Here is a 15,901-nt window from a genome sequence, read left to right as displayed (position 1 = left end):
TATTAAGGTTAGCGCGCAGCGTAGTACTCGACGACGAGCTGGACTTCACAGGTGATCGGGACCTCGGCGCGCTTGGGACGGCGAACGAGTCGCGCCTGCAGCTTGTCGAGCTCGACCTCGAGGTAGGCGGGAACCTTCGGGAGCACCTCGGCGTGACCGCCTGCCGCGGCGACCTGGAACGGCTCCATCTGCTCGCTCTTCGGGTGCACGTGCACGAGCTGGCCCGGCTTCACCCGGAACGATGGGCGGTCGACCCGCTGGCCGTCGACCATGATGTGGCGGTGGACGATCTGCTGGCGCGCCTGCGCAGTGGTGCGGGCGAAGCCGGCGCGGACGACGAGGGCGTCGAGTCGCATCTCCAGCAGCTCGACGAGGTTCTCACCGGTCAGGCCCTGGGTGCGGCGCGCCTCCTGGAAGACGATTTTGAGCTGGGCCTCGCGGATGCCGTACTGGGCGCGCAGGCGCTGCTTCTCGCGCAGGCGCACGGCGTAGTCGCTGTCGGTCTTGCGGCGGGTACGGCCGTGCTCGCCCGGCGCGTATGGCCGCTTCTCGAGGTAACGGGCAGCCTTCGGCGTGAGCGGGATGCCCAGGGCGCGGGAGAGGCGGGTCTTGCTGCGGGTGCGTGACTTGGTAGACACGGTTTCCTTTCGGTACTGAGATCATCGGTCTTCGGTTCGGACGACATGGTGCGCCCAAAGTCAGGGAAGAGGGATGTGCCGTGGAAACCATCCGGCTAAAGGATGCTTCTCAGGTGCGGATTCCGCTGCAGCCGTGCGCGGAACCTCCTGTCGGCGGTGTCAAGAATAGCAGATCACCGGCGGTTGCCCATCACCGGCGGTGGATGATGCGTCGCAGCTTCTCGAGACGTGCAGAGACGTCGCGCTCGTTACCGTGGTCCGTCGGTTCGTAGTAGCGCGCGTCCGTGAGTTCGTCCGGGGCGTACTGCTGTTCGAGCACGCCGAGCTCTGCGTCGTGCGGGTAGCGGTACCCCTTGCCGTGGCCGAGCTTCTTCGCGCCGGAGTAGTGGGCGTCGCGGAGGTGGGCCGGCACCCGGCCGATCCTCCCGGCCCGCACATCCGCGATCGCCTGGTCGATGGCGAGATATGCCGCGTTCGACTTCGGCGCCGTGGCGAGGTAGGTGACCGCCTCGGCGAGCGGGATGCGCCCCTCCGGCATCCCGATGAACTGCACGGCGTCGGCCGCGGCGACCGCGATGACCAGCGCCTGCGGGTCGGCCATCCCGATGTCCTCGGCCGCAAGCACGATGATGCGGCGGGCTATGAAGCGAGGGTCCTCCCCCGCTTCGATCATGCGCGCGAGGTAGTGGATCGACGCGTCGACGTCAGACCCCCGCACCGACTTGATGAACGCGCTGATGACGTCGTAGTGCTCGTCACCCTGGCGGTCGTAGCGCAGGAGCGCCCTGTCCACGGCTGCCGCCACGATGTCCGCGGTCACGAGGGGCTTCCCCTCGGATGTCGATGCCGCAGCGGAAGCGGCACTCGCCTCGAGCGCGGTCAGGGCCCGGCGTGCATCGCCGGATGCCAGTCGGATGATGGCGGATCGGGCATCCGGATCGAGCTCGACGGCACCGCCGAGGCCGCGGGAATCGCCGACCGCCCGGTCGATGACCGTGCCGAGGTCATCATCCGTCAGTGTTTCGAGGGTGAGAAGCAGCGAACGGGACAGGAGCGGCGAGATGACCGAGAACGACGGATTCTCCGTCGTGGCGGCGACGAGGATCACCCACCCGTTCTCGACCCCTGGCAGGAGGGCATCCTGCTGGGCCTTGGAGAAGCGGTGGATCTCGTCGAGGAACAGCACAGTGGACTTTCCGTAGAGGTCTCGCGAGGACAGTGCCTGCTGCATGACCTCCCGCACATCCTTGACCCCCGCCGTCACCGCCGAGAGCTCCACGAACTTGCGGCCCGAGCTCTGCGCTATCGCCTTGGCGATGGTGGTCTTCCCGGTGCCTGGCGGGCCCCAGAGGATGACGGATGTCGCGCCCTGCTCCCCCGTGATGTCGCTCGCGAGCGTGACGAGCGGTGAGCCGGGCCCCAGGAGGTGCTTCTGCCCGGCGAGCTCATCGAGGGTTCGCGGGCGCATCCGCACCGCAAGCGGACTCGTTCCGCTGTAGAGCCCCGGCTGATCGACCATAGTTGACATGGTAGTTGCGACCTCCGGCGTGCAGCCCGGCGGGTAATGTACTTCTGGGCACTCATGCAAGATTCCCCTAAGGAGCGACGTGGCACGGAGCAGGACAGCCGAACGCGAGGCACGCGAGGCACGCGAAAGACTGCGTCGATTCAACGCTCGTCAGGGAGTTCACCAGGAACAGGTGCGCCGACGCCGCAGGGACAACCTCTTCGCCATCGCCGGCGCCGTTCTCGTGGCCGCCCTCGCTGCGGTGACCCAGGTGGTGTATTTCACGGCGGGCCCCGGTGTGCCCGCGCCTGAGCCCTCCGCATCGCCGTCGTCGCCCGTCGACCCGTCGACCGGGCAGAACATCGGCGACATCCCCGACCCCTCCTCCGCCGACGGCAGGGACTGGACCGGAACGCTGACGCTGAACTCCACGCCCCTCGACTTCACGCTGGACGGCAAGGTGGCGCCCCAGGCGGTCGCCGTCTTCGTCGACGAGGTCTCGAGCAAGTACTTCATTGGCAAGACCTGCCACCGGCTGACCACGGCTCCCACGCGGCTCATCCAGTGCGGGTCGCTCGATGGCACAGGAGCAGGCGACCCGACCTTCCAGTACGGACCTATCGAGAATGCACCGGCCGACTCGGTCTACCCCGCAGGGACGATCGCGCTCGCCCGTGCCGGCGGCGCCGCGTACTCCCAGGGCCACCAGTTCTTCATCATGCTCGCCGACGGCACCATTCCGAACGATGCTGCCGGTGGGTACACGATCTTCGGACACGTGACCAAGGGCCTCGATGCGCTCATCTCGGCGATCGCCGATGCGGGAACGGTGGGCGGCGTGCCGGATGGGCGTCCAGCCGTTCCGACCTCGATCACGGCCGTCACCGTCCAGTAGGCGGCGCAGGCCCGGCCATGCCCGTGCGGGCCGGTGCAATAGGCTTGTGATCGGTCGTGCGGGTTTCGCCCGACCGCAGGCACAGCGATATCGGCAAGGTGGGACAGTTGGAGAACACCCCAGCACCGTGGGGCCGGGTTGACGAGACCGGCACTGTTTTCGTGCGCACGTCGGACGGCGAGCGCTCGGTGGGGCAGTACCCGGATGGCACACCGGAGGAGGCGCTGGCCTACTTCGAACGGAAGTTCGTCGAATTGGCCGGACAGGTCACGCTGCTGGAGCAGCGAGTCAAGCGCGGCACTGCGGCGCAGGATGTCGCCAAGACGGTCTCCACGCTGCGCGCGAGCATCGCCGACGCGAACGCCGTGGGAGATCTCGCCTCCCTGGAGGCCCGTCTGGATGCTCTCCACGGGACCGTCGACGAGCTGACGGAGAAGCAGGCCGCTGAGGCGAAGGCGGCCGTCGAGACCGCCGTCCAGGACCGGATGGCCCTCGTCGCCGAGGTCGAGACCCTTGCCGCCCAGGACTTCGCGAAGGCGCAATGGAAGAGCGTGAGCGCAAGCCTCGACGCGCTCTTCGAACGCTGGCAGAAGCATCAGCAGGACGGTCCGCGCCTCCCGAAGGCGGAGAGCAATGAGCTCTGGAAGCGGTTCCGAGCCGCCCGCACGACGATCGAGACGCACCGCAAGGCCTTCTTCGCCGAACTCGACACCGTCCACAAGGATGCTCGACTGCGCAAGCAGGAACTCGCGGAGAAGGCCGAGGCCCTCTCGACCAAGGGCGTGGACGGCATCCCCGCGTATCGGACGCTGCTCGACGAATGGAAGCGCGCCGGGAGGGCAGGCAAGAAGGTCGATGATTCGCTCTGGGCACGGTTCAAGGCCGCAGGCGATGTCCTGTACGCGGCCAAGGCCGAGGTCGACGCTCGGGACGATGCGGAGTTCAGCGCCAATCTGGAGAAGAAGCTCGCGCTCCTCGAGGAGTCAGAACCCCTCCTGACGGCGACCGATCGCGACGCCGCAAAAGACGCCCTGCTCTCGATCCAGCGCCGCTGGGATGAGATCGGCAAGGTTCCCAGAGACAAGGTGCGCACGGTCGAAGACCGGATGCGCAAGGTCGAGGCGGCCGTGAGAAAGCTCGACGAGGACTTCTGGCACCGTAACAACCCGGAGAAGAAGGCCAGGAGCGAGGGCCTTGCGAGCCAGCTCGAAGACGCGATCGCAAAGCTGGAGCAGGAGCTCGCGGATGCCACTGCGGCGGGCGACTCCACCAGGGTCGCCGAGGCCGAGGAGGCCCTTGCGGCTCGAAAGGCGTGGCTCGCCGCGATCGGCTAGGCGCCGCTTCTCCGCCGCGTCTCCTCTCCGCGGTATCGCTTCTCCGCCGCGTCTCCTTTCCACAGGCCCGCGTTGTGCACAATTGCGCCCCGGACCCGCGTTCGGCTTCCCCGTCGGGGCGACGATGGTCGGATGCGACTGCCCGCCGTGCTCTCCCGCATCGACCTGCCGGAACCGGAGCTGCACGCTGCAGCGCTCGACGGAGAACTGCTGCCCATCGGTGGAGCGTTCTGCCCGACCGATTCGATACCCTGCGCTGACCTGCGCGCAGCATCCGTCGCCGCGGAGGCCGGCCCGAGAGCGATCGCGGAACAGCTGACCGCCGCGTGGATCTACGGTCTGCTGACCTCTCCGCCTGCGCGGCTGCAGCTGTGCGTGGACGCGACGAGCGGCTATCGACCACTGTCAACGGCTCGCCAGGCATTCCGGGAGGTCGTCATCGGCCCGGAGGATGTCTTGACGCTCGGGGGCATGCCCGTGACGACACCGCTGCGCACCGCGATCGACATGGCGCGAGCCCCTCACGCGAACGGTGCCATCATCGTCGCGCTCTCCCGCCTCGGCAGAGGGTTCACGCTCGAGGACTGCACGGCCGTCATCGAGACCCGAAGAAACCTCCCGCACCGCAATCGGGCGATCTCCGTGCTCACCGAGGCGTTCCGCCCGGTCGCCCAGGTCAGCCCGCGCTGACCCGGTACACGTCGTAGACCTGGTCGATTCTCCTCACGGCGTTGAGCACGCGATCCAGATGAGTCGTGTCGCCGGTCTCGAACAGGAACCTGCTGAGCGCAAGTCGGTCGCTCGAGGTCTGCACCGTCGCCGAGAGGATGTTCACGTGATGCTCCGAGAGCACTCTCGTGACATCGGAGAGCAGTCCGGCCCGGTCGAGCGCCTCGACCTGGATCTGCACGAGGAACACGCTCGAATTCGTCGGCGCCCACTCCACCTCGATCATGCGTTCCGGCTGGGCGACGAGCGAGGCCACGTTGTTGCAGTCCGCCTGGTGGACCGAGACTCCTGAGCCGCGCGTCACGAATCCGACGATCTCATCGCCCGGTACCGGCGTGCAGCACTTCGCGAGCTTGACCAGGATGTCCGGCGCCCCGCGCACGAGCACACCCGACTCCGTGTTGCGCAGAGGGCGAGAACGGCCCTTGACCGGCATCGGCAGTTCTGACTCATCGTTCTCCGAGTCGGATTGCAGGTTCGCGACGACCTTCTCGAGCACCGACTGAGTGGAGATGTGCCCCTCGCCGACTGCCGCGTAGAGCGCGGAGACGTCCTCGTAGCGCAACTGGGCGGCGACCTCGCTGAACGAGTCCTGGCTCATGAGCTTCTGCAGCGGAAGGTTCTGCTTGCGCATGGCGCGGGCGATCGCATCCTTGCCCTGCTCGACGGCCTCCTCGCGCCGCTCCTTCGTGAACCACTGCTTGATCTTGTTACGGGCCCGGGGGCTCTTGACGAACGCGAGCCAGTCCTTGCTCGGCCCGGCATCCGGATTCTTCGACGTGAAGACCTCGACGACCTCACCGCTGGAGAGCGCGGTGTCGAGCGGGACCAGCCGCCCGTTGACCTTCGCGCCCATGGTGCGGTGTCCGACCTCGGTGTGCACGGCGTACGCGAAGTCCACGGGTGTCGCCCCGGCGGGCAGGCCGATGACCTTCCCGTGCGGAGTGAAGACGTAGACCTCCTTCGCGCCGATCTCGAAGCGCAGCGACTCCAGGAACTCTCCCGGGTCGCTCGTCTCCGCCTGCCAGTCGGTGATGTGGGCGAGCCACGCCATGTCGGTGTCCGGCGCGATCCCCGTCGACCTGCCGCCGTTCATCCGATCCTTGTACTTCCAGTGGGCGGCGACGCCGAACTCCGCACGCTGGTGCATCTCCTCCGTGCGGATCTGGATCTCCACCGCGCGGCCGTGCGGCCCGATGACGGTCGTGTGTAGCGACTGGTACAGGTTGAACTTCGGCGTCGCGATGTAATCCTTGAATCGTCCGGGGATCGGATTCCACCTCGCGTGGATCGAGCCGAGCACCGCATAGCAGTCGCGCACGGAGTTCACGAGGATCCGGATGCCGACGAGGTCGTAGATCTCGTCGAACTCCCTCCCCCGCATGACCATCTTCTGGTAGATCGAGTAGAACTGTTTCGGCCTTCCGGCGACCTTCCCGCGGATCTTCGCGGCCTTCAGATCCTCGTTGACCGCGTCGATGACCTCGTGCACGAACTCTTCGCGCTGAGGCGAACGTTCCTTGACGAGGCCTTCGATCTCGACGTAGAGCTTCGGATAGAGCACGGCGAAGGAGAGGTCCTCGAGCTCCCACTTGATCGCCTGGATCCCCAGTCGATGGGCGAGCGGCGCGTAGATCTCGAGTGTCTCCTGCGCCTTGCGCGCGGCGGACTCCGGCGAGACGAAGCCCCAGGTCCGCGCGTTGTGCAGACGGTCGGCGAGCTTGATGACGAGCACCCGGATGTCCTTCGACATCGCCACGACCATCTTGCGCACGGTCTCGGCCTGGGCGCTGTCCCCGTACTTGAGTTTGTCGAGTTTGGTGACTCCGTCGACGAGCATGGCGATCTCGTCGCCGAAATCCTTGCGTACGGACGCGAGCGTGTAATCGGTGTCTTCGACCGTGTCGTGAAGCAGTGCCGCTGCGATCGTCACGGGGCCGATACCGAGATCGGCGAGAATCTGTGCGACGGCGAGCGGATGCGTGATGTACGGCTCCCCGCTGCGGCGGAGCTGCCCTTCGTGCGCACGCTGCGCAGCAGAGTATGCGCGCTCGATGAGCCCGGTGTCTGATTTGGGATGATGCGTCCGAACCGTCTTGACGAGGCGCTCGACGGCGCCGATCGGCTGGGCGCGGGAGAAGATCCGAGGAAGCAGGTTCCGCCGCACGGATGCAGGGACGTGCGCGGCATCCGCGGCCGAGACAGCGTCTCCGCCGGGCACGACGAGGGGAGGTTTCGTCTCAGTCATCGCGCCTCCTCCCCTGCAAAACTAGCATTCTGCTCTGGGATCCGGCCGAAGGCGCTACTCCGTGACGGCGGCGGACTTACGGCTCTGCAGGAGCTTCTTCGACTGCTTCTGGATGGCATCCTCTGAGCTGCGCAGGTGCGCATACAGCGGGGCCGCGATGAAGATCGTCGAGTATGTGCCGACGAGCATGCCGATGAAGAGCGCGAGCGAGATGTCGCGGAGCGTTCCTGCGCCGAGGAGCGCCGCCCCGATGAACAGGATCGCGCCGACCGGGAGGAGGGCGACCACAGAGGTGTTGATCGATCTCACGAGCGTCTGGTTCACCGCGAGGTTGACGGACTCCGAGAACGTGCGCCGGGTCTCTCCTCCGTCCTCCATCGTGTTCTCCCGGATCTTGTCGAACACCACGACCGTGTCGTAGAGCGAGTATCCGAGGATCGTCAGGAATCCGATGACCGCCGCCGGTGTGACCTCGAACTGCAGGACGCCGTACACGCCCGCCGTGATGATGAGGTCGTGCAGCAGCGCGATCATGGCCGCAAGCGACATCTTCCAGGTACGGAAGTAGATCGCCATGACGACCGCCGCGAGCACGAGGAACGTGATGAGGCCGCGGATGGCCGTGCTGGTGATGTCGGCGCCCCAGGTCGCGCCGATGTACGAGGCCGTGACCTGCTTGGGTGTGACCTCGTATGCCGCGGCCAGCGCATCCCTCACCTGGTCGTTCTGTGCGTTGGTGAGCTGGTCGGTCTGGATGCGGACGGAGCTGCCGCCGATGACCGTGACCCTCGGGTTGGCCTTCGGCACCTCGGCGGTGACAGCGTTGGCGGCGAACGTCTGGTCGAGGTTCGTCGTCTTGCTGATCTCGAACTGCGACCCGCCCCGGAACTCGATACCGAACTCGAAGCCTCCGCGCAGGAGCGTGATGCCGAGCGCGAGCGCGATGAGGACGATCGCGATCGCATACCAGAGGTACTTCTTTCCGACGAAGTCGTACGAGCGCTTGCCCGTGTAGAGGTCATTGCCGAACTGGGAGAAGCTGGCCATCAGGAATCCTTTCCTTTGGACCGTTGACTGGATGTTCCGGGCTTCCCCGCCGCGAGCTCCGCGGCCTTGCGTTCGGCGATCGTCTGTCGCCGAGCGGCCTCCTTGCTGGCCGATGCGGCCTTTCCGCTCCCCACGGATGCCGCCGGAGCCCTGAACTGGGCACGGCCCCGGTACACGGCACCGAGCGCCTTCGGATCAAGACCGCTGAACCGGTGCCCACCGCCGAAGAACTCGGTGTTCGCGAGCAACTGCATCATGGGGTGGGTGAACATCGTCACGACGAGAACGTCGACGATGGTCGTGAGGCCGAGCGTGAGGGCGAAGCCGCGCACGTTGCCGACCGCAAGCAGGAAGAGCACGATCGCGGCGAGGAAGTTCACGGCATCCGAGGCGAAAATGGTGCGCAGGGCACGCTTCCATCCGGCCTCGACGGCGGACACGAGCACCCGGCCATCGCGCAATTCGTCGCGTATTCGCTCGAAGTAGACGATGAAGGAGTCCGCGGTGATACCGATCGCCACGATGAGGCCGGCGACGCCGGCGAGCGAGAGGCGATAGCCCTCGCGCCAGGACAGGATCGTGACGATGAGATAGGTGATCGAGAACGCGACGACGAGCGATGCGACCGTCACGAGCCCGAGGGTCCGGTATTGCAGCAGCGAGTAGCCGATGACGAGCATGAGGCCGATGGCCCCGGCGAGGAGACCGCTCAGCAGCTGGGTCGTTCCGAGCGTCGCCGTGATCGATTCCTTGCTCTGAACGAGGAATCCGATCGGCAGGGCGCCGAACTTCAACTGGTCGGCGAGGGTCTTCGAGGTCTCCTGGGTGAAGGATCCGGTGATCTGCGGCTTTCCGTCCGTGATGACGGCGTTCGTCGTCGGCGCTGAGATGACCTGGCCATCCAGGACGATCGCGAACTGGTGGCGGGCTCCGGTCAGGCCGTAGAGACGCGTCGTGACCTCACCGAACTGCTTGGCGCCCTCGGCGTCGAACACGATGTTGACGCCCCACTGGTTGGTGCTCACACCCTGGCTGTTGGCGACGAGGCCGTTCGTCGCGTCCTTGATGCGCTCACCGGAGACCTCGACGGGGCCGAGGATGTACTTGTAGTCGGGCAGGGCATCCGTGAGGGTCCCGTTGATCTCACAGGTGATGAGCGGCTTATCCGCCGGCGCGACGTTCGTGTTCGCCTTCTCGACATCCGCACAGTTGAAGTCGTCGAATTGCTTCTGCAGCGCCGGGGTCACCCACGCGGGGTCGCTTGCATTGCTGGGTGAGATCGACGGTGCGGGCTCGGGAGAAGTCGACGGCGCCGGTGAGTCGGATGCGCCGGGCGACGGGCTGGGCGAAGGGGTCTCTCCCACGTTCGACACGGCCGCGGCATCCGTCTGGATGACGGCACGGAACTCGAGCTTCGCGGAGGACTCGATGCGATCGATCGTCGCCTGGTCCGGGATGCCCGGCAGCGACACGACGACGTTGCTCGAACCCTGCGTGTTGATCTCCGACTCGGAGACTCCTGCGGCGTCGATGCGCTGCCGGATGATCGACACGGCCTGGTTGAGCTGGTCAGCGCTGACCGATTGCCCGCTCTCGAGCTTCGGGGCAAGGATGATCTGCGTCCCGCCGATGAGGTCGAGCGCGAGCTTGGGAACCCAGTTCCACCCGGCAAGCAATGCTCCGCCGCCATTGATGGCGATGAGCCCGACGATGATCACCATGAGCCAGGTGAGCGAACGCCATGCCTTCTTCACCGGGGTTGAGCGTGCCGCCACGTGTGACTCAGCTTTCTAGGGAGTGGACTGGGAACAGGGTGCTGGCGGTTACTCGGAGTCCGAAGCCGGCTTCTTGCGCGAGGGCTTCTTGGTCCGCTCCCCGTACTCGGGCTCGGTCATCGGAACGGCGCTCGAGGTATTGAGCTCCGGCCCGTTCTCCTCGGCAACCTCGTCGGCCGTCTCCTCGGGGATGACGGGGTCGACTGCCTTGAGGATCACCTGGCGATGCAGCTTCACGATCGTCTTGGGGGCGATCTCCACGAACGCGAGGTTCTCTTCCTCGTCGATCGAGACGAGGGTTCCGTACAGACCGAAGTTCGTCATGACCTCGACACCGGGCAGCAGCGTCGCGAGACGCTCTGCGGCATCCTTCTGGCGCTTCCGTGAGCTGCGGAACTGGAAGAAGACGAACACCGCGAGAACGACGGCGATGAGAATGAGGGTGTAATCCATGGTGGCGAGGGGGCCTTCCGAAGTTGTCTGTGGCCCGCCCAGAAGAAATCAGCGCGACGGTTCGCCGCAAAGGAGCGGGCCAGGTTGAATTATAGGTCATCCCCGAAGAGGCCCGGTGACTCTTGCGTCATGCCGAGGTGTCGCCAGGCCGCCTTCGTGGCGACGCGACCGCGAGGAGTACGGGTCAGGAGGCCCACCCGCACGAGAAACGGCTCGACGACGGATTCGATGGTCTCCGACTCCTCGCCCACCGACACCGCGAGCGTGTTGAGGCCGACCGGGCCGCCGTCGAAGCGGGCGAGGATGGCCGAGAGAACGGCGCGGTCGAGGCGATCCAGGCCCAGTTCGTCGACGTCGTACAGTTCGAGCGCGGCGTGAACCGCGTGCAGGCCGTCGGTGTCGTGGACGAGCGCGTAGTCGCGAACGCGGCGGAGTAGACGGTTCGCGATCCGCGGCGTCCCACGGCTGCGCCCCGCGATCTCCGCCGTCGCGTCGGAGGCGATCTCCAGTGCGAGAAGCCGCGAGGCGCGCACGAGAACCTCTTCGAGCTCATGCGTCTCGTAGAACTCCAGGTGCGCCGTGAATCCGAAACGATCCCTCAGGGGGTTCGGCAGCAGTCCCGACCGGGTCGTCGCCCCGATGAGCGTGAACGGGGCGAGATCGAGCGGTATGGATGTCGCGCCGGCGCCCTTTCCGACCATGATGTCGATGCGGAAGTCCTCCATCGCGAGGTAGAGCATCTCCTCCGCGGAGCGCGCCATCCGGTGGATCTCGTCGATGAAGAGGATCTCGCCCGGCACGAGCGACGACAGGACTGCTGCGAGGTCTCCAGCGTGCTGGATGGCCGGGCCGCTCGAGATCCGCAGCGGATGTCCGCTCTCCTCCGCGACGATCATCGCCAGGGTGGTCTTGCCGAGGCCGGGTGGGCCGGCGAGCAGGATGTGGTCGGGGGTGCGGTTCTGCATCCGCGCCGCATCCAGGAGCAACTGGAGCTGGGCGCGCACCTTCTCCTGGCCCACGAACTCCGCGAGATTTTTCGGGCGCAGCGCACCCTCGAACGCCAGTTCGGCCTCCGATTCCGGGGTCGGCCGCACGATCGCTGTCGTGGGGTCCTCGTCCCTCGTCATTTGGGCACCGGCCCTGAACCGGGGGTGAGTCGCGCAAGGGCGTGACGGAGGAGGGTCGGCACGGAGTCGCGCTCCGACTCTGATGCCGCGGCGATCGCGTCGTCGACGGCCTGCGCGGCGACCCGCTCCGACCAGCCGAGGCCCACGAGCGCCACGAGGACGTTCTCGGAGATCGTGGGACTCGCGGTTGGGCCGCTGCGGGTGCCCGCAGCGACATGGACCTTCCCGGCAAGCGACACGATGATGAGTTTCGCCGTCTTCGGCCCGATGCCGGAGACCTTCCGGAACGCAGCGTCATCCTCCCTGGCCACCGCAGACGCGATATCGGCGGGGGCGAGCGCGGCCAGGACGGCCATGGCGGACTTCGGACCCACCCCGCTCACTCCGCGCAGCAGGTCGAAGAGCTCGCGGCTGTCCTGGTCCGCGAAGCCGTAGAGCGCGAGCTCATCCTCACGCACGATGAGCGCGGTGCGCATGCTGGCCTCCGTGCCGATGCGGAGTTCGAGCGCGTGCGACGGGGTCACCGCGACCTGAAGTCCGACCCCGCCGACCTCGATGATCGCGCTCGTGCCGGCCACTGCGAGCACCGTTCCCCTCACCGCAGCGATCATGTCCCCAGCCTACGGTCGCCCGACGTCCTTCCCGCTGACCGCTCGGCGGCGCGCCATGCCTCCTGCGCGGGTGTGAGCGCGGCACCCGTCGGTGCCGCAGTACCACCAGAGCGCCAGGCGTGACAGATCGCCAGGGCGAGCGCGTCGGACGCATCCGCGGGCGTCGGCACGGCATCCAGTCTCAACACGCGGGCGACCATCGCGCCGAGCTGCTTCTTGTCCGCACCGCCGAACCCGGTGAGCGCCGCCTTCACCTCCGTGGGGGTGTGGAGTCCGACCGCAAGACCACGCCTGGCGGACAGGAAGAGCACGACGCCGCTCGCCTGGGCGACGCCCATGACCGTGCGCACATTCTGCTGCGAGAAGACGCGTTCGAGCGCCACCGCGTGCGGCCGGAACTCGTCGAGCATCCGCTCGAGACCGTTCCCGATGGCCAGCAGGCGTTCCTCGAGGTCCGCGTCCTTCGACGTGCGGATGACGTCGACGGCCACGAGCGTCGCCGTGCGATTGCGTGCGACGTCCACGACTCCGACCCCGCAGCGCGTGAGCCCCGGGTCGACGCCCAGCACCCGCAACGACATCCGCGTCGCCTAGTCCTCGTCCGCGTCGAGCTCGGCCTGGACGTCGCTGGGGATCGAGAAGTTGGCGAAGATGTTCTGAACGTCGTCACTGTCCTCGAGCGCATCGATGAGTCGGAACACCTTGCGCGCGGTCTCCGCGTCGACATCGACCGTCAGGCTCGGCACGAACTCGGCCTCGGAGGAGTCGTAGTCGATCCCGGCCTCCTGCAGCGCGGTGCGCGCGGCGACGAGTTGCCCCGGATCGGTGATGACCTCGAATCCGCCGCCCTGGTCGTTGACCTCCTCCGCGCCGGCGTCGAGAACGGCCATGAGGATGTCGTCCTCGCTGACCCCGTCGACCTTCGTGATCGAGATCACGCCCTTGCGGTTGAAGTTGTATGCAACGCTGCCAGGGTCGGCCATGGTCCCGCCATTGCGGGACATGATCGTGCGCACCTCGGCGGCCGCGCGATTCTTGTTGTCGGTCAGGCACTCGACGAGCAGGGCGACGCCATGCGGGCCGTAACCCTCGTACATGATGGTCTGGTAGTCGATCGACTCTCCGGTGAGGCCCGCTCCACGCTTGACGGCGCGGTCGATGTTGTCATTCGGTACGCTCGTCTTCTTCGCCTTCTGGATGGCGTCGACGAGCGTGGGATTTCCGGAGAGGTCTGCGCCGCCGATCTTCGCAGCGACCTCGATGTTCTTGATGAGCTTCGCGAACGACTTCGCGCGGCGGGAGTCGATGATCGCCTTCTTGTGTTTGGTCGTAGCCCACTTGGAATGCCCGCTCACGGTGCGCCCTTCTCTCGGATGTCCCCCGGTATTCTACCGAGCCGGATCCGCCGGCAGCCGCACACCGGCCCGTCGCAGCTCAAGCTCGGCGAGCGCGCGGACCACCCTGGCGTCACCCGCACGCCAGCCTGCAACGGGATCAGGGGCGATCGCGGTCAGTTCGGCTTTGGAGGCGCCGACGAGCGCGTGCAGCGCCAGAAGGTGGTACCCGCCCGGCATCCTGGCGAGCCTGTTCGCCTCCGTGGCCCTGCGCGCGAACCGGATGCGTCGTCGCAGCCACACCCAGAGCACGATCGCGACGATCGCAACCGCGACGATCACCCCGACGACCACGGAGGTCGACAGGATGAAGTTCTCCGTGGAGCTGCCGGCCGAGGCGAGTGCCCCTCCCGTGCCCCTCGCGGAATCGAAGGGGGCCCGCGCAGCGTCGCCGATGATCGGCAACCGCCCGAGAACGTCGCCGGCATCCGCCATCGCTCCCTGGAAGCCGAGCCCCGCACTCTCGAGCTGCCTGCCCACGACGGCGAACACCGCGATGGTGGAGGCGATTGCGACACCGAGCCAGACCCCGAGGGCCATGACGGCGACGGCGAGCAGATCGGCGGCGATCTGGAGTGTGCGACGGGCAGGGAAGTCGGAGTAGATCTTCATGCCACCCAGCATGGCCGCTCAGCGTGACGCGCGCACCCTGTCCAGGAAGTACGAGTGGAAGCGGTGGTCCTCGGTCATCTCGGGGTGGAACGACGTGCCGAGCAGGTTGCCCTGCTGCACGGCGACGACGCGGCCGTCTTCGAGCGTTGCGAGAGCGTCAACCCCGTCCCCGATGCGCTCGACGACGGGAGCCCGGATGAACACCGCGTGGAGCGGCGCCTCCCCGATCGCCGGAACGTCGAGATCGACTTCGAAGGAGTCCGTCTGCGACCCGAACGCGTTGCGCCGGACGTCGATGTCGATGCCACCGAGGCTCTCCTGCCCCTCGATGCCGTCCAGAATGTTCGTCGACAGCATGATGAGGCCTGCGCACGTGCCGTACACCGGCAGTCCGTCAGCGATCGCCGTGCGCAGCGGATCGCGCAACTCGAAGGTGCGGGCGAGTTTGTCCATGACGCTGGACTCTCCGCCCGGGATGACGAGGCCGTTGACCTCGGAGAGTTCACTCGCGCGACGCAGAGGAACGGCATCCGCCCCGAAGCCCTTCAGTACGGAGATGTGTTCCCGGAAGTCCCCCTGGAGCGCGAGAACGCCGATGCGCAATGCGGACGTTTTGGTGACCTACCAGCCGCGCTCGGACAGCCGGTGGGGAGCAGGCAGGTCGGAGACATTGATTCCGACCATGGCCTCACCGAGTCCGCGGGACACATCCGCGAGCACAGCGGCGTCGTCGAAGAACGTCGTCGCCTTGACGATCGCCGCCGCGCGCTGGGCAGGGTTGCCCGACTTGAAGATGCCGGATCCGACGAACACGCCGTCGGCGCCGAGCTGCATCATGAGAGCGGCATCCGCCGGCGTGGCGACTCCGCCTGCCGTGAACAGGACGACGGGGAGCTTTCCGGTCGCCGCGACCTCCGCGACGAGTTCGTACGGCGCCTGCAACTCCTTGGCGGCGACGTAGAGCTCGTCCTTCGTCTTGGACTTGAGCGCATTGATCTCGCCGAGAATCGTGCGGATGTGCTTGGTCGCCTCCGACACGTCTCCGGTGCCCGCCTCGCCCTTCGAGCGGATCATCGCCGCACCCTCGGTGATGCGGCGCAGCGCCTCGCCGAGGTTGGTCGCGCCGCACACGAAGGGGACGGTGAAGTTCCACTTGTCGATGTGGTTCGAGTAGTCGGCGGGGCTCAGCACCTCGGATTCGTCGATGTAGTCGACCTTGAGCGCTTCGAGGATCTGGGCCTCGACGAAATGGCCGATGCGCGCTTTCGCCATGACGGGGATCGACACGGCCTCGATGATGCCGTCGATGAGATCCGGGTCGCTCATCCGGGCGACGCCGCCCTGCGAGCGGATGTCAGCAGGAACCCGTTCGAGAGCCATGACGGCGACCGCGCCGGCATCCTCGGCGATCTTCGCCTGGTCAGCGGTCACGACGTCCATGATCACACCGCCCTTGAGCATCTCGGCCAGTCCGCGCTTGACGCGGCTGGTGCCCAGTTCTGCGGTGTTTTTCTCGGTCTTGGCCATGCCC

General features: G+C 66.8%; 16 protein-coding genes. 3 read left to right on the top strand and 13 right to left on the bottom strand.

Features of this window, described 5'->3' with window-relative positions; translation table 11 throughout:
* Positions 1–8: 8 nt before the first annotated feature.
* Together rpsD and BKA04_RS00460 are read right to left on the bottom strand one after the other, a co-directional pair.
* Positions 9–638 carry a 30S ribosomal protein S4 gene (gene rpsD / locus BKA04_RS00465; RefSeq protein WP_104094653.1) on the bottom strand — a complete coding sequence of 210 codons (630 nt, stop codon included), beginning with the start codon at positions 636–638 and terminating at the stop codon, positions 9–11.
* 190 nt (positions 639–828) lie between these two features.
* Positions 829–2,157 (bottom strand): replication-associated recombination protein A, encoded by a 1,329-nt coding sequence (locus tag BKA04_RS00460; protein ID WP_104094652.1) that lies wholly within the window; start codon positions 2,155–2,157, stop codon positions 829–831.
* 181 nt (positions 2,158–2,338) lie between these two features.
* Here BKA04_RS00460 and BKA04_RS00455 point away from each other — a divergent pair, with 181 nt between their 5' ends.
* The 3 genes from BKA04_RS00455 to BKA04_RS00445 all read left to right on the top strand — a co-directional run bounded on the left by BKA04_RS00455 (position 2,339) and on the right by BKA04_RS00445 (position 5,064).
* On the top strand, positions 2,339–3,040 hold the full coding sequence (locus BKA04_RS00455) for a peptidylprolyl isomerase (RefSeq protein ID WP_232841910.1): 702 nt from the start codon (positions 2,339–2,341) through the stop codon (positions 3,038–3,040).
* 98 nt (positions 3,041–3,138) lie between these two features.
* Positions 3,139–4,374, top strand: coding sequence for a DUF349 domain-containing protein (locus BKA04_RS00450; protein WP_408646462.1), 1,236 nt, complete (start codon positions 3,139–3,141; stop codon positions 4,372–4,374).
* A gap of 132 nt (positions 4,375–4,506) precedes the next feature.
* Complete coding sequence (locus tag BKA04_RS00445; RefSeq protein ID WP_104094649.1) at positions 4,507–5,064, top strand: type IV toxin-antitoxin system AbiEi family antitoxin; 558 nt, start codon at positions 4,507–4,509, stop codon at positions 5,062–5,064.
* Here BKA04_RS00445 and BKA04_RS00440 read toward each other — a convergent pair.
* The 11 genes from BKA04_RS00440 to pdxS form a co-directional block, all read right to left on the bottom strand.
* A complete protein-coding gene (locus BKA04_RS00440) occupies positions 5,051–7,351 on the bottom strand; it encodes a RelA/SpoT family protein (protein WP_104094648.1) in 2,301 nt (766 codons plus the stop codon). The two genes, BKA04_RS00445 and BKA04_RS00440, sit on opposite strands and share 14 nt — an antisense overlap.
* A 54-nt stretch (positions 7,352–7,405) precedes the next feature.
* The gene (secF, locus tag BKA04_RS00435; RefSeq protein WP_104094647.1) at positions 7,406–8,398 is read right to left on the bottom strand and encodes a protein translocase subunit SecF; all 993 of its coding nucleotides are present in this window, start codon (positions 8,396–8,398) and stop codon (positions 7,406–7,408) included.
* The gene (gene secD, locus BKA04_RS00430; protein WP_104096539.1) at positions 8,398–10,119 is read right to left on the bottom strand and encodes a protein translocase subunit SecD; all 1,722 of its coding nucleotides are present in this window, start codon (positions 10,117–10,119) and stop codon (positions 8,398–8,400) included. Before secD ends, secF begins: the two co-directional genes overlap by 1 nt.
* Positions 10,120–10,221: 102 nt before the next feature.
* The gene (gene yajC, locus BKA04_RS00425) at positions 10,222–10,626 is read right to left on the bottom strand and encodes a preprotein translocase subunit YajC (protein ID WP_104094646.1); all 405 of its coding nucleotides are present in this window, start codon (positions 10,624–10,626) and stop codon (positions 10,222–10,224) included.
* A gap of 89 nt (positions 10,627–10,715) precedes the next feature.
* Positions 10,716–11,753, bottom strand: a complete 1,038-nt coding sequence (ruvB, locus tag BKA04_RS00420) for a Holliday junction branch migration DNA helicase RuvB (RefSeq protein WP_104094645.1) — start codon at positions 11,751–11,753, stop codon at positions 10,716–10,718.
* Positions 11,750–12,364 (bottom strand): Holliday junction branch migration protein RuvA, encoded by a 615-nt coding sequence (gene ruvA, locus BKA04_RS00415; RefSeq protein WP_104094644.1) that lies wholly within the window; start codon positions 12,362–12,364, stop codon positions 11,750–11,752. Before ruvA ends, ruvB begins: the two co-directional genes overlap by 4 nt.
* Positions 12,361–12,939 carry a crossover junction endodeoxyribonuclease RuvC gene (ruvC, locus tag BKA04_RS00410; protein ID WP_174719831.1) on the bottom strand — a complete coding sequence of 193 codons (579 nt, stop codon included), beginning with the start codon at positions 12,937–12,939 and terminating at the stop codon, positions 12,361–12,363. The genes ruvA and ruvC overlap by 4 nt, the downstream gene beginning before the upstream one ends.
* A 15-nt stretch (positions 12,940–12,954) precedes the next feature.
* Complete coding sequence (locus tag BKA04_RS00405) at positions 12,955–13,719, bottom strand: YebC/PmpR family DNA-binding transcriptional regulator (RefSeq protein WP_104094642.1); 765 nt, start codon at positions 13,717–13,719, stop codon at positions 12,955–12,957.
* Positions 13,720–13,752: 33 nt separating this feature from the next.
* Complete coding sequence (locus BKA04_RS00400) at positions 13,753–14,370, bottom strand: hypothetical protein (protein ID WP_134542206.1); 618 nt, start codon at positions 14,368–14,370, stop codon at positions 13,753–13,755.
* Positions 14,371–14,388: 18 nt separating this feature from the next.
* Positions 14,389–14,973, bottom strand: coding sequence for a pyridoxal 5'-phosphate synthase glutaminase subunit PdxT (pdxT, locus tag BKA04_RS00395; RefSeq protein ID WP_104094640.1), 585 nt, complete (start codon positions 14,971–14,973; stop codon positions 14,389–14,391).
* 18 nt (positions 14,974–14,991) lie between these two features.
* Complete coding sequence (gene pdxS / locus BKA04_RS00390) at positions 14,992–15,897, bottom strand: pyridoxal 5'-phosphate synthase lyase subunit PdxS (RefSeq protein WP_104094639.1); 906 nt, start codon at positions 15,895–15,897, stop codon at positions 14,992–14,994.
* Positions 15,898–15,901 lie beyond the last annotated feature (4 nt).

The sequence above is a fragment of the Terrimesophilobacter mesophilus genome (genome assembly GCF_014200375.1).
Taxonomy (GTDB): domain Bacteria; phylum Actinomycetota; class Actinomycetes; order Actinomycetales; family Microbacteriaceae; genus Terrimesophilobacter; species Terrimesophilobacter mesophilus.
The sequence above is the reverse complement of the archived record's forward strand: the minus strand, read 5'-3'. Positions and strand labels throughout refer to the sequence as shown.

Coding starts and splice junctions, on each gene's coding strand:
- BKA04_RS00460 (WP_104094652.1), bottom strand. CDS start 2,157: ATGGTCGATCAGCCGGGGCTCTACAGCGGAACGAGTCCGCTTGCGGTG.
- BKA04_RS00445 (WP_104094649.1), top strand. CDS start 4,507: ATGCGACTGCCCGCCGTGCTCTCCCGCATCGACCTGCCGGAACCGGAG.
- BKA04_RS00440 (WP_104094648.1), bottom strand. CDS start 7,351: ATGACTGAGACGAAACCTCCCCTCGTCGTGCCCGGCGGAGACGCTGTC.
- secF (WP_104094647.1), bottom strand. CDS start 8,398: ATGGCCAGCTTCTCCCAGTTCGGCAATGACCTCTACACGGGCAAGCGC.
- secD (WP_104096539.1), bottom strand. CDS start 10,119: ATGGTGATCATCGTCGGGCTCATCGCCATCAATGGCGGCGGAGCATTG.
- yajC (WP_104094646.1), bottom strand. CDS start 10,626: ATGGATTACACCCTCATTCTCATCGCCGTCGTTCTCGCGGTGTTCGTC.
- ruvB (WP_104094645.1), bottom strand. CDS start 11,753: ATGACGAGGGACGAGGACCCCACGACAGCGATCGTGCGGCCGACCCCG.
- ruvA (WP_104094644.1), bottom strand. CDS start 12,364: ATGATCGCTGCGGTGAGGGGAACGGTGCTCGCAGTGGCCGGCACGAGC.
- BKA04_RS00400 (WP_134542206.1), bottom strand. CDS start 14,370: ATGAAGATCTACTCCGACTTCCCTGCCCGTCGCACACTCCAGATCGCC.
- pdxS (WP_104094639.1), bottom strand. CDS start 15,897: ATGGCCAAGACCGAGAAAAACACCGCAGAACTGGGCACCAGCCGCGTC.